This is a genomic window from Mesorhizobium sp. M0011, from assembly GCF_040324155.1.
In the GTDB taxonomy this organism is placed as follows: Bacteria; Pseudomonadota; Alphaproteobacteria; order Rhizobiales; family Rhizobiaceae; genus Mesorhizobium.
On sequence record NZ_JAMYVQ010000005.1, the window covers coordinates 21,207 to 34,336 of the forward strand.

Annotated in this window: 11 protein-coding genes; 8 read left to right on the forward strand and 3 right to left on the reverse strand. The window is 63.8% G+C overall.

Annotated features, from left to right (window positions below; all coding sequences use genetic code 11):
• Positions 1-59 precede the first annotated feature (59 nt).
• Positions 60-1,604: an NAD(P)H-hydrate dehydratase gene (locus NKK51_RS07165; protein WP_352551994.1), complete on the forward strand. Its 1,545-nt coding sequence runs from the start codon at positions 60-62 to the stop codon at positions 1,602-1,604.
• Positions 1,601-3,604, forward strand: coding sequence for a hypothetical protein (locus tag NKK51_RS07170; RefSeq protein ID WP_352551996.1), 2,004 nt, complete (start codon positions 1,601-1,603; stop codon positions 3,602-3,604). The genes NKK51_RS07165 and NKK51_RS07170 overlap by 4 nt, the downstream gene beginning before the upstream one ends.
• Before the next feature lie 43 nt (positions 3,605-3,647).
• On the opposite strand, the gene NKK51_RS07175 is transcribed toward NKK51_RS07170, so the two are convergent.
• Positions 3,648-5,180 (reverse strand): acyl-CoA carboxylase subunit beta, encoded by a 1,533-nt coding sequence (locus NKK51_RS07175; RefSeq protein WP_128363678.1) that lies wholly within the window; start codon positions 5,178-5,180, stop codon positions 3,648-3,650.
• 408 nt (positions 5,181-5,588) lie between these two features.
• Here NKK51_RS07175 and NKK51_RS07180 point away from each other — a divergent pair, with 408 nt between their 5' ends.
• On the forward strand, positions 5,589-7,010 hold the full coding sequence (locus NKK51_RS07180) for a DEAD/DEAH box helicase (RefSeq protein WP_352551998.1): 1,422 nt from the start codon (positions 5,589-5,591) through the stop codon (positions 7,008-7,010).
• A 101-nt stretch (positions 7,011-7,111) separates the two neighbouring features.
• On the opposite strand, the gene NKK51_RS07185 is transcribed toward NKK51_RS07180, so the two are convergent.
• Both NKK51_RS07185 and NKK51_RS07190 read right to left on the reverse strand, forming a co-directional pair.
• Positions 7,112-8,086, reverse strand: a complete 975-nt coding sequence (locus NKK51_RS07185) for an alpha/beta hydrolase (protein ID WP_352552000.1) — start codon at positions 8,084-8,086, stop codon at positions 7,112-7,114.
• A 78-nt stretch (positions 8,087-8,164) separates the two neighbouring features.
• The gene (locus NKK51_RS07190; protein ID WP_023812065.1) at positions 8,165-8,986 is read right to left on the reverse strand and encodes an SDR family oxidoreductase; all 822 of its coding nucleotides are present in this window, start codon (positions 8,984-8,986) and stop codon (positions 8,165-8,167) included.
• Positions 8,987-9,211: 225 nt separating this feature from the next.
• On the opposite strand from NKK51_RS07190, the gene NKK51_RS07195 reads away from it, so the two are divergent.
• The 5 genes from NKK51_RS07195 (at position 9,212) to NKK51_RS07215 (ending at position 13,118) form a co-directional block, all read left to right on the forward strand.
• On the forward strand, positions 9,212-10,246 hold the full coding sequence (locus NKK51_RS07195) for a cysteine synthase A (RefSeq protein WP_352552002.1): 1,035 nt from the start codon (positions 9,212-9,214) through the stop codon (positions 10,244-10,246).
• On the forward strand, positions 10,246-10,989 hold the full coding sequence (locus tag NKK51_RS07200; protein WP_352552003.1) for an alanyl-tRNA editing protein: 744 nt from the start codon (positions 10,246-10,248) through the stop codon (positions 10,987-10,989). Before NKK51_RS07195 ends, NKK51_RS07200 begins: the two co-directional genes overlap by 1 nt.
• Positions 10,990-11,028: 39 nt before the next feature.
• A complete protein-coding gene (gene sseA / locus NKK51_RS07205) occupies positions 11,029-11,880 on the forward strand; it encodes a 3-mercaptopyruvate sulfurtransferase (protein WP_128305999.1) in 852 nt (283 codons plus the stop codon).
• A 5-nt stretch (positions 11,881-11,885) separates the two neighbouring features.
• Positions 11,886-12,449, forward strand: coding sequence for a GNAT family N-acetyltransferase (locus NKK51_RS07210; protein ID WP_023812061.1), 564 nt, complete (start codon positions 11,886-11,888; stop codon positions 12,447-12,449).
• A gap of 111 nt (positions 12,450-12,560) precedes the next feature.
• On the forward strand, positions 12,561-13,118 hold the full coding sequence (locus NKK51_RS07215; RefSeq protein ID WP_128305998.1) for an OmpA family protein: 558 nt from the start codon (positions 12,561-12,563) through the stop codon (positions 13,116-13,118).
• Positions 13,119-13,130 lie beyond the last annotated feature (12 nt).

Below are 13,130 nucleotides of genomic sequence, written 5' to 3' on the forward strand. Positions count from 1 at the left end.
CCCTTGTTTGCTTAGGATCGAAATTGGACAATGCTTGATAGCATGCGGATCGGCAATCCATGAGCAACGAACTTCTTGTCCCCGCCGAAATGACCGCGGCTGATCGGCTGACGATCGCGGCCGGTCCGGCCGACGGCATCGGCCTGATGCGGCGCGCGGGCGCAGCGGTCGCGGCCGAGGTTCTCAAGCGCTATCCCTCGGCAAAGCACATCCATGTGCTGTGCGGGCCCGGCAACAATGGCGGCGATGGCTATGTCGTCGCACGCCTCCTGGCCGCCAGCGGCGTCGGCACAACGATCTGGTCATCCGGAGCGCCGAGGCCGGAAAGCGATGCGGCGCTCGCCGCCGCGGAATCACTGATCAAGTCCCGGCCGCTGTCTGATTTCGACGCCGAGTTCGGCTCGATCGTGATCGACGCGCTCTATGGGGCAGGGCTGTCCAAGCCGCTTTCCGGCGATGCCGCGAAGGCCGTCGATACCGTAACAGCCCTGCGCCTGCCTGGGGTCGCGATCGACCTGCCGTCGGGCGTCTCAGGTGCCAGCGGTGAAATATTGGGCAGGGCGTTTCGTGCCGAGGTCACCGTCACCTTCGCGCGGAAAAAGCCCGGCCACTTGCTGCTGCCGGGGCGCGGGCAATGCGGTGAAATCGTGCTCGCCGATATCGGCATCGATGACGGCATCATCGCCCAGCTCGCTGTCTCGACCTTCGAAAATGTGCCGGACCTGTGGTTGCGGGAATTTCCGGTGCCGGCGGTGGACGCGCATAAATACAAGCGCGGCCATGTCGGCGTCTTTTCCGGCGGCCCGAGTGCTACCGGCGCGGCGCGGCTGTCGGCGATGGCCGCCGCGAGAAGCGGGGCAGGGGCGGTCACCGTGCTGTCGCCTGGCAATGCCCTGCAGGTGAACGCGACACACCTCACCTCGATCATGCTGCGAGAGGCGGGGTCACTCGAGGAGGTGCAGGAATTTCTGACGGTGCGCCAGCCCGAGGCGCTGGTGTTTGGACCGGGGCTCGGGCCAAAGCCCAAGGTCGGCGATTTCGCCCTGCAACTGATCAAGACCTTGGCGGAGGGTGCACGCGCATCGCAAACCGCAAACCACGGAGGAGCGATCGTGCTTGATGCTGACGCCATTACATCTATGGCCCATCAGCCGCAGTCGCTGTTCGAAGCCGCCCGTCACCTGAACGCGCCAGCGTTGGTGATCACGCCGCATGAGGGTGAATTCGGCCGCTTGTTCCCAGATATCGCCGGGGACAAAACCATGTCGAAATTGGACAAGGCGCGGGCGGCCGCAGCGCGGGCCAATGCCGTCATCGTCTACAAGGGCGCCGACACGGTCATAGCAGCGCCCGATGGCAAAGCGGCGATCAACTCCAACGGTGCACCGTGGCTGGCCACAGCCGGGTCAGGCGACGTGCTGTCGGGCATCATTGCCGGTTTGCTCGCACAAGGCATGCCGCCCTTCGAGGGCACCTGCGCGGCGGTGTGGCTGCATGCCGAAGCCGGCAGCCGGTTCGGACCCGGCTTGATCGCCGAGGATCTGCCGCTGGCGCTGCTGCCGGTGTTGCGTGAACTCTTCGACGCGCGCATGGCCGTTCCATGAACCGCGCCCTGGCTCTGCTGCTTGCCACAGTCTTTGCCGTCTTCGTGGCGTCGACGGCGCGCGCCGAGGGCCCTGTGATCATCGTCGACGATCCGGCGGTGCTCGCCGCACTCGATGCCAAGGGTTTCGGTTTCGCCGATGTTTTGGGGGTCGACGGCGAGGACGGTCTAAAGACGCTTTACGACGAGGCACCCGCCTATCACGCCATCGTCGACATCGTTGCCTCCGATGTTGCGGCGCTGCGGGCCGAGATAAAGGCCGGCGGGCGGCCGCTCTACGAGATAACCGACGGCAATGTCGGCCGCATCATGGACATGCGCTGGCTGAAGACCGATGCCGCGCGCTTCCGGCTGGTCGGCGTCGTCAACCGGCTCGACCGTCGCGATTTCACGCTGCTGCAAGGCGACAGGAACTGCGGCGAGGTGCGCTTCATCTACCGCCTGGCCTACAGTTTTCGCAAGAACGGCAAGCTGCTGGCATCGCGCCTGCCGTTCAATTTCAATGCCGTCTACAGCGCGGTGCCCGATGCCGACGGCGGCTGCGTCGGCACTGCCGGACGCTGGACGCCACAGCTTGACGAGAGCGTCGATGCCGGCTGGCTGACCGGCGGGCCGCTGGAGAAGGCCGGGCTGACCTTCAAGCAGCTGGAGCTCAACGCGCAGGTGGTGCGCTTTCCCTCCGGACAGGAAACCGAGTTCGGCGGGCAGGCGGCCTATCTCATGCGGGTATTCGGCATCGATGGCGCTGCTATCAGCGAGAAGCCGCTGGAGAACACGCCCGACACCGCACGGCTCTCGCAGGACGCGGCGCTGAAAGCACGGCTTGCCGCCTATGTCGGCGCCAATCTGCCGGCGGTCGATGAAGGCGTTTATGAAATTCCCGACGAGTTCCTGGCCAGAAAGATCATTTCATGGTCGACCTTCGGCAGTACGCGGCAGGCCAATCACCCGTTTACGCAATTATTCCAGCCCAATGAATTCGCACCGCTCGATTATTCCGCGCTGAAACTGGTGCGCACGCCGGAAGCGCTGGTCGAGCGGCTGGACAATGGCGCCTGCCAGGGTTGCCATCAGGCCGGTTCGACCGCCGGTTTCCATTTCATCGGGCTAGACGACAAGACGACATCGCCGTTGAACCGCATCGAGGTCGGGGTTTCGCCGCATCTTCATGCCGAGATCCCGCGGCGCCAGGCGTGGCTCGCCGCCACGGCCGAAGGCAAGCAGCCGAACCGCTTCCGTCCGCTCTCCTTTGCGCCGCCGGCGGTCTGGACGAACGCCGGCGCGGTCGATTACGCGCCGGCGGAGATGGCCATGCCGTGCCTGATGCAGGAAGATGCGGCCCGCTTCGGCGCGACCTGGCAGTGCAGCAGTGGTACCATCTGCACGCCGCTGGCCACCGCTTCGGGCGTGCACACGAAACTGGCGCAATGCCTGCTGCCCAAGGACAGCGAAAAAATGTTTTCCGGCCATCCCTGCCTGACCGGCTCGATCGCCAGCAACGCGGCGCAGCCCTTCAACGACCGCTACAGCAGATCGGGCCAGTTCGCGGCCTTCGCCCAGGATGTCTCGCGCACCGCCTATACCTGCCGTCCGCCGAAGATCGGCGTGCCTGGAGGCATCGCCTATCGCGGCTGCGACGACAAGGACCGTGCTTTCGCGGCCTTCAAAGCCGGCAAGCCGATGCCGAACGAAATCTGCGGGCTGGTCGGCGGCAAGAAATTCGACATCTGCGTGGCCACCAACAATTTCGACCAATGTCTTGGCGGCGCTGTCAATCGCGGCAACCGCCCGGCGTGTTCGGCCGATCATTTCTGCCGCGAGGACTATATGTGCCAGTCGCTGCCGCCGGACACGCCGGGCATCGGCAAGGTGAAAGGCATCGGCTTCTGCTCGCCGACTTACTTCATCTTCCAGATGCGCATCGACAACCACGCAACGCCATGGGGCAGCCCTGTCCGTGCCACGAGGGGAGCGGGGTTTGGTGCGGCGGAAGAGGAGTGAGCTGCCCGACGGTTACCTCCTCGGATAGATGCCCAGCCACGCCTCACAGCGGGATGTTGTCGTGCTTCTTCCAGGGGTTCTGCATGTCCTTGTTGCGCAGCATGCGCAGCGCGCGCGCGATGCGGCGGCGGGTCGAGTGCGGCATGATCACCTCGTCGACATAGCCGCGCTCGGCGGCGACGAAAGGCGACAGGAAGCGATCCTCGTAAGCCTTTGTGTGGGCCGCGATTTTTTCCGCGTCGCCGATGTCTTTGCGGTAGATGATCTCGACCGCTCCCCTGGCGCCCATCACCGCGATCTGCGCGGTCGGCCAGGCGTAGTTCATGTCGCCGCGCAGATGCTTTGACGCCATCACGTCATAGGCGCCGCCATAGGCTTTGCGGGTGATGACGGTGATCTTCGGCACGGTGGCCTCGGCATAGGCGAACAGGAGCTTCGCGCCATGCTTGATCAGCCCGCCATATTCCTGCGCGGTGCCGGGCAGGAAGCCGGGGACATCGACGAAGGTGACGATCGGGATCGAAAAACAATCGCAGAAGCGCACGAAACGGGCCGCCTTGCGGCTGGCGTCGGAATCGAGCACGCCGGCCAATACCATCGGCTGGTTGGCGACGAAGCCGACCGTGCGGCCCTCGACGCGCCCGAACCCGGTGACGATGTTCTTGGCGAAGTTCTGCTGGATCTCGAAGAAGTCGCCTTCGTCGGCAACTTTCATGATCAGTTCCTTGATGTCGTAGGGCTTGTTGGCGTTGTCGGGAATCAGCCGGTCGAGCGACAAATCATGGTCGGTGACCGACTGGTAGCATTCGATCTCGGGAAGCTCCGATGTGTTGGAAGCCGGCAACAGGTCGACCAGCCGGCGCATCTGCAGCAGCGCCTCGACGTCGTTGTCATAGGCGCCGTCGGCGATCGACGATTTCGTCGTGTGGACGGAGGCGCCGCCGAGGCTCTCGGCGGTCACTGTTTCGTTGGTCACCGTCTTCACCACATCCGGCCCGGTGACGAACATGTAGGAGGTGTCGCGCACCATGAAGATGAAGTCGGTCATGGCAGGCGAATAGACATCGCCGCCGGCGCAAGGCCCCATGATCACCGAAATCTGCGGAATGACGCCGGAGGCCAGCACGTTGCGCTGAAAGATCTCGGCATAGCCGCCGAGTGCTGCCACGCCTTCCTGGATGCGCGCCCCGCCGGCATCGTAGAGGCCGATGATCGGCGCCCGGTTGCGGAGCGCCATCTCCTGCACCTTGATGACCTTCTCGGCATGCGCTTCCGACAGCGAGCCGCCGAATACGGTAAAGTCCTTGGCGAAGAGGTAGACCGGGCGGCCGTTGACGGTGCCCCAGCCGGTGACGACGCCGTCGCCGGCGATCTTGGTGTTCTCCATGCCGAAGTCGGTCGAGCGGTGCTCGACATACATGTCGAATTCCTCGAACGAGCCCTCGTCGAGAAACACCTCGATGCGTTCGCGCGCGGTGAGCTTGCCCTTCTTGTGCTGGGCATCGATGCGGACCTGGCCGCCGCCCATGCGGGCGATCTCGCGGCGGCGCTCGAGTTCCTTGAGAACGTCTTTCATCGATTACCTCCCAAGCCAGCGGCATTTCGTCGTAATCGTGCCGGCAAGCGAGCGCAAGCGGCGCTTGCGCCACGGGCTTTGCTGCGCTGCAACATGAAGCCCCTTGCAATTGAGGGCGAACTCAGCCATATGCAGCCCATAGGCGCTTGGGCCGGGAACGAATCCGGCCTTCTCGACGAATGAGACTGGTTGCGTCTGTTTTCCCTCTTTCCGGTATATCGGCCCTTTTTCCGGTAAATCACAAAGCGGCGAAAAAGCCCCGTGGCATGATGCCTGCGGGCACGACAGCGCAGCCGAGTGGACGAACCCGTCCGCCCGCCTTGTCGTTCATCACAGATTTTTCGACGGCAGGTTGCGCCCTGCCGCCATCGATGTTTGCGGCCAGAAGCCGCGTGAAAGAAGATTATTTTGACCAACGAAAACACTTTGCCCGGTGGCGCTGCGGAACTCACGGGTTTCGCGGCACTGGGTATTACGGGCGCGCTGCTCAAGGCCACCCACAACGCCGGCTTCGCCGAGCCGAAGCCGATCCAGGCACAGGCGATCCCGCCGCAGATGGAAGGCCGTGACATTTTCGGCATCGCCCAGACCGGCTCCGGCAAGACTGCGGCCTTCGCGCTGCCGATTCTGTCGAAGATCATTGCGCTTGGCACCAAGCGCCGGCCGAAGACGGCACGTGCGCTTATCCTGGCGCCGACGCGCGAACTCGCCGTGCAGATCGAAGACACGATCAAGATCCTCGCCAAGGGCGCGCATGTCTCGACCGCGCTCGTGCTCGGCGGCGTGTCCCGCTTCAGCCAGGTGAAGAAGGTTGCTCCCGGCGTCGACATCCTGATCGCCACGCCCGGCCGGTTGACCGACCTGGTGCGTGAGGGCGACCTCGTGCTTGCCGACACCAAATGGCTAGTGCTGGACGAAGGCGACCGCATGCTCGACATGGGCTTCATCAACGACGTCAAGCGCATCGCCAAGGCGACCGCGCCCGACCGTCAGACGGTGCTGTTCTCGGCGACCATGCCCAATGAAATCGCCGAACTGGCCAAGGGCCTGCTGAAGAACCCGATTCGTGTCGAAGTCGCGCCGCAAAGCACGGCGGCGGCCGAGATCGTGCAGGGCGTCGTCTTTGCCCGCACCAAGCAGAAGCGCCAGGTGTTGTCGACGATGCTCGCCGACGAGGCGATGAAGTCCGTCATCATCTTTTCGCGCACCAAGCATGGTGCCGACAGGGTGACCAAGGACCTCGAGCGCGACGGCTTCAAGGCCGCCGTCATCCACGGCAACAAGTCGCAGAACGCCCGCCAGAAAGCGCTGAACGATTTCCGCGACGGTTCGGTGCGCATTCTGGTGGCGACCGACATCGCGGCGCGCGGCATCGACGTGCCCGGCATCAGCCATGTCGTGAATTTCGACCTGCCTGATGAAGCCGAGAGCTACGTCCACCGCATCGGCCGTACCGGCCGCAACGGCATGGACGGCATCGCGATCACGCTTTGCGATCCTTCGGAAAACAGCAAGCTGCGCCAAGTCGAGCGCATCATCCGTACCAAGCTGCCGATCGTTGCCGACCATCTCGGCAGCCCCGATCCGCTGCGCAATCCGGCTGAAAAGAACGAGCGCTTCGAGCCGGCCAATGACCGCAACGACCGCAATGGGCGTCGCGACGGCAGGCGGCCCGGTGGCGAGAACAAGGGCAACGGCTTTGGCAAGAAGCGCTTCGGCGACAAGCCGGCCTTCGCCGGCGAGCGCAAGCCGGATGGCGCCAAGCCGGCCTTCAAGGGCAACAACAAGCGCCGCTTCGGCGGCAAGCGCCCGGCGGCGCGGGCTGCGTAAGTAGCCAGCGTTGTAGTCAGTCAAGCTCAGGCTGGCTGATTGCCGGGACAGACCAAGGAAAGGGCGGCTGAAGCGATGCTTCGGTCGCCTTTTTCGTCCGCCTACTTCACCACCGCTTCGATCCAGACGGCGATCCTTTGCGCCAGAAACGCCGTGGTCGATGGCGACAGCGCGTCGCCGGCAATGACGTGATTGTCCGGGTCGCCGGTGTCGTCGACCGAAACCAGTTCATGCGGCGCACCCCAGCGCCCGGCAATCTCGCGGGTGCGGTCGGCCCACACCACTTTGTCCGAATCAGAAAAGATGAACAAAGCAGGGATGGTCGCCTTCTCCACCGGCGCGCCATAGGCAAGCTCGGTCAGCGCCTGCATCGGCAAGGTTGCTTCGATCGGATAGCGGGTGGTCCAGAATTTTTCATGCAGCGCGTTGCGCGGCACGAAGCTGTGTTCCTTGCCGGCGACCAGCCTGGCGATCTGTTTGCCCCACGGCATGGTCAGGATCTCGGCGCCCGAAGCCTTGACGCCGAAATTCGGCGAGATGAACGCGATCGCCGCCACCCCGTCCGATGCACCGGACTGCGTTGCCGCCCAGACCGCCAGCGAGCCGCCGGTCGAAGTCGAGATGACGATCACCTTGTCGCCGATCGCCCGGCCAATGGCGAGTGCTTCCTCATAGTCGTTGATCCAGGCGTTGATGCTGCCTTGCGTCATCGCCGCGCCATCCTGCCCGTGACCGGTAAGGCGTGTGTAGAAGAGATTGGCGTCAAGCTGTTCCGCCACTTCGTCGGGCAGCGGGCGGATTTCGCCCTTCGATGCGGAAAAGCCGTGGATGTAGACGATCGACAGCGGGGTCGTGGCATGCACCAACGGATCGGCCCAGACGATCTCTTTTTCCAGCCCGTCACGGATTCCGGGGATGGCGGCTTCCGCCTTTGCCACATAGGCCTGCGGATCGTCAGCGATGAGCGAGGGATCGAAACGGATAGTGGTGTCGACGCGAACGCGCGGGCCGAGCACGAAGGCCAGTGCGAGAATGGCGACAAGGCCCAGCACAGCAAGCACGATCCGTCGCCCCATCGCAGACTCCACGCGGCACTTGTCTCAACCATGGCGATGGCGGCCCGAAACGGGGAGCCTGCCAATTTCGCAGACGTCCTATTCGATCGGGGGCTTGCGGTCGTAATGCAGAGGCCGCGCCTTCCAACTGGTCATCAGGCTGATAAACCCTCTGCACAGCGGCCTCGGCAGCAGGCCGAGCAGTTTCAGGGGCCAGCTTGTCCGGCGCGGGAAATGGACTTCGAAGCCGCCGGACTTGATGCCCCGCGCCATGCGGCGCGATGCGCGGCTGACCGGCATCAGTCCCGGCATGGGCAGCATGTTCTTCTCGGTCAGCGGGGTGTCGATGAAGCCGGGATTGAACACCTGGATACGCACGTTCATCTTGTCGAAATCATACTTCAGCGACTCGGCCAGAATGTTGATGGCCGCCTTGGTGCCGCCATAGGCGGCCGTTGTCGGCCAGCCGAAATAGGATGTCACCGAGCCGACCAGCACGACATGGCCGCGCGCCCGCACACGCATGCGTTCGACCGCGGGCACGAGGCCGTTGATGATGCCGAAATAATTGACCTCGAAGGACCGCCGAAAGTCGTTGACGACAAGATTCTCCCCCGGCGTCGAAATGTAGTTCCCTGCATTGAAGATGGCGAGCACGATGGGACCGAGTTCCTTCTCGATCGCGGCGACGGTTCTTGCCATGCGCGGCTCGTCGGTGACATCGCAAGGAAAGGCCGTGACACTGCCCGGCATCTGCGCGGTCTCGACGACAAGCGTGTCGATCGGATCGTCGTCAAGCGCCGTCACCGCGACGGCATAGCCCTGGGACGCAAGATCCCTGGCCAGCGCTCGGCCGATGCCGCTTGAGCCGCCCGTGATCCAGGCGACGCCGTGCTTCGGGTTGGCCCGGTAGAGTGTCATGCTGCGCCCTGCGAAATGTTGGTGCTTTGCTCTAGCGGTGAAGAAATCGAATGAAAAGCTGCTTTTCAACGTCAGCCTGAAATGAACAGTGGCGCATGAGGCCAGCCTCGGGAAGCGCCGACGCAACAACAGTGCCGCAAATGCGACTGGGCCAGGCAAATTCTTGCCTTGAAACCGAAGCTTCGGGTTTCTAGGGTTTCGGCGCACGCACACAAGGAATCCTGAATGCCCCGTTCTGTGATCGACGCGATCGGCAACACGCCTCTGATCCGCCTCAACAAAGCTTCGGAACAAACCGGTTGCGAGATCCTGGGCAAGGCCGAATTCATGAATCCGGGCCAGTCGGTCAAGGATCGCGCGGGCCTGTTCATCATCCGCGACGCCGAGAAGCGCGGGCTGCTGAAGCCCGGCGGTGTGATCGTCGAGGGAACGGCGGGCAATACCGGCATCGGGCTGACGTTGGTCGCCAAGGCGCTCGGCTATCGCACCGTCATCGTCATCCCGGACACACAGAGCCAGGAGAAGAAGGACACGATCAAACTGCTCGGCGCCGAACTGATCGAAGTGCCGGCCGTGCCCTACAGGAATCCCAACAATTACGTGAAACTGTCGGGGCGGTTGGCCGAGCAACTGGCAAAGACAGAACCGAACGGCGCCATCTGGGCCAACCAGTTCGACAATGTCGCCAACCGTGACGGCCATATCCGCACCACGGCGGAGGAAATCTGGAACCAGACCGGCGGCAAGGTCGACGGCTTTGTCTCGGCGGTCGGTTCGGGCGGCACGCTGGCCGGCGTCGCCTCCGGACTGAAAGCCAAAAGCCGGGATGTGAAGATCGCGCTCGCCGATCCGCTGGGGGCCGCGCTCTATTCTTTCTACACCAGCGGCGAGCTGAAGTCCGAAGGCAGCTCGATCACCGAAGGCATCGGGCAGGGGCGCATCACCGCCAACCTCGAAGGGTTCACGCCGGATTTTTCATTCCAGATCCCCGATGAGGATGCGCTGCCGATCGTCTTCGACCTGATCCAGGAAGAGGGCCTTTGCGTCGGCGGCTCGACCGGCATCAACATAGCCGGCGCGATCCGTCTGGCCAGGGAATTGGGTCCCGGCCACACCATCGTGACCATTCTTTGTGATTATGGCACGCGCTATCAATCAAAACTGTTCAACCCGGAATTCCTGCGCGAGAAGCAGCTGCCGGTGCCAAGCTGGATGGAGCTGAAGAGCACAATTCCGGTGCCGTTCGAAAAGGTCGCGTGATGGCAAACAGGACGGACGCCCTGTTTCGCGACGATGCCTACCTGCGGACGGCGGACGCAACGGTCGTTGCCGTCAACGATCGCGGCGGCATCATCTTCGACCGGACGATCTTCTACGCCACGTCGGGTGGCCAACCGGGCGATACCGGTTATCTCGAGCGCGGCGACGGCAGCCGCATCGCCATTGCCGCCACCATTACGGGCGAGACCAAGGACGAGATCATCCACGTGCCAGCGCCGGAGCAGGCGGTTCCGCAGGTCGGCGAGAAGGTGGGGCTGGCCATCGACTGGGAGCGGCGGCATCTCTTGATGCGCATGCACGCGGCTTGCCACCTGCTCACCGTCGTCTGCCCGTTCCCGATCACGGGTGCTTCGGTTTCCGAGGACGACAGCCGCGTCGACTTCGACGCCCCGGATGCCGGCTTTACCAAGGAGGACGTCACCGCCGGGCTGATGGACCTGGTGCGGGCCGACCACCCGATCTTTGTCAGGCTGATCAGCGACGAGGAACTGGCTGCCAATCCCGGCCTGGTGAAATCCAAGAACGTCCGGCCGCCGGTCGGCACCGGCAAGATCCGCCTGGTCTGTATCGGCGACAACGCCTCGGTGGACAGCCAGCCCTGCGGCGGCACCCATGTGAAGAGCACCGGCGAAGTCGGCGAAATCCACATCGGCAAGATCGAGAAGAAGGGCCGCGAGAACCGGCGCTTCCGCATCCGCTTTGGGCCGATGCCGGCAAACTGAACAGGACAGTGATCGCCAAAAAGCGAGCAGGAGAACAAAATGGCCGAGGACAGCCCCTTCACCGTCGACGCAGACTGGCTGCAGCAACGTCTCGGCGAGCCGGGCCTGACGATCATCGACGCATCCTGGTATCTCCCGGCGCAGAAGCGCGATGCGCGCGGCGAGTATGAGTCGGCCCACATCCCGGGCGCACGATTTCTCGATCAGGATGCCGTTTCGGACCCGGATTCGCCCCTGCCGCATACCTTGCCGTCGCCGCAGCATTTTGCCCAGTATGTCGGCGCCATGGGTGTTTCGGCCGATGACACCATCGTCGTCTATGATGGTCCGGGTTTCTTCTCGGCGCCCCGGGCGTGGTGGATGTTCCGGGTGATGGGCGTCTTCCAGACCTATATTCTGGATGGCGGCTTCGATGGCTGGAAAGCCGCCGGCAGGCCGGTGACGGCTGAGCCGACCAAGATCGCGCCAAGCGTGTTTCATGCCGATTTCGACCCCGGGCGCGTCGCCAGCCTCGCCGACATGCGCCGGATCGTCGACACCGGGGCAAGCCAGATCGCCGACGCCCGGGGGCCGGGCCGGTTCATCGGCACTGAACCTGAGCCGCGCGCGGGTATCCGCTCCGGCCATATGCCTGGCGCGCGCAATCTGCCCTATTCGGCGCTGTCGGAAAATGGCGAGCTGTTGTCGAAGGACCGCCTGCGCAAGGCGATCGAGGAGGCCGGCATCGATCTGTCGAAACCTGTCGTCACTTCATGTGGCTCCGGTATTACCGCGGCGGTGGTGACGCTGGCGCTGGAAACGCTTGGCCATACGAACAACAGGCTTTACGACGGCTCCTGGACGGAGTGGGGCGGGCTTTCCGACACGCCTGTGGTGACCGGCAAGGAATGAAGACGATGGAAAACGGCACGCTGGAAGACATTGACGTCACGGTGACGTTCCTCGAGATGCATGTGCCGCCGGCCTATTCGCCGCCTGTGCCGTATAACCGTCAGGTCGCGCTGCTGAAGACCAAGGACATTCCGCTGCATTTCTACCGCTATCTGATGGACCGGGTGGGGCGCAAATGGCACTGGGTCAATGTGCTGAGACTGGATGACGACGAGCTTTCGGCCGGCATCCATCGCGAGGACCGCGACATCAGGGTGCTCTACCTCGATGGCGCCCCCGCCGGCTTCTTCGACCTCAAGCCGCATCTGCCGGAGGAAGTCGAGCTTGCCTATTTCGGCATGATGGAACATGCCACCGGGCAAGGCATCGGCCGCTGGTTCCTGGGCTCCGCGATCGCCGCCGCATGGTCGCATGGGCCGAAGCGGGTGACGGTGCAGACCTGCACGCTCGATCATCCGGCGGCTCTGCCGCTCTACCAGAAGCTCGGCTTCGCACCGGTGGCGCAAAAGAGGGAAATCGTCCATCCGCTGCCTTTCACCGAGCGCGCGGCCAGCGTCATGCGGCCCTAGCCGGAAGCTAATACCAGCTCGAATCTGAACCCGTCGTTCATCGGCCCTTCAGGCTGTTTTTGGCATGTTGCCGGCACCATCAATGCGGCCAAGGCCGAAGGAGACGAAGATATGCTGACCCGCCGTACACTTGCCGCCGCGCTGATCGCGGCAATTGCCATGCCAAGCCTGGCCGCAGCCCAGGCGACAACGCCTTCGGCCGCGACGATCGAGCGGAAGCTCGAGGCGGCGCCGCGTGTGAAATTGCGGCCGAACGAGCGCGTCACCATCCGCGAATTCAAGCGGCGCCCGGATTTGCGCCGCATGGCCCGCTCGATCGATATCCAGTCGATCAACTTCGCCTTCGGTTCGGCGGCCATTTCCAGTTCGCAATACGACAAGATCGAGACCATTGCCGACGCGCTGCGGCGCATCCTGCGCCGCGATCGCGGCGCCCGCGTGCTGATCGAGGGCCATACCGACGCCGTCGGCTCCTTCCAGTCGAATCAGGCTCTGTCCGAACAGCGCGCCGCTTCGCTGAAGCGCACATTGGTGCGCGAATTCGGCGTGCCCGGCCATGCCCTGGAAACTGTTGGTTACGGCGAGGAGTTTTTGCTCGTGCGGACGCAGACCGAAAACTGGCAGAATCGCCGGGTGACGCTCCGCCGCTTCGACGATTTCATCCGTTGAGCCGCAGCTCCG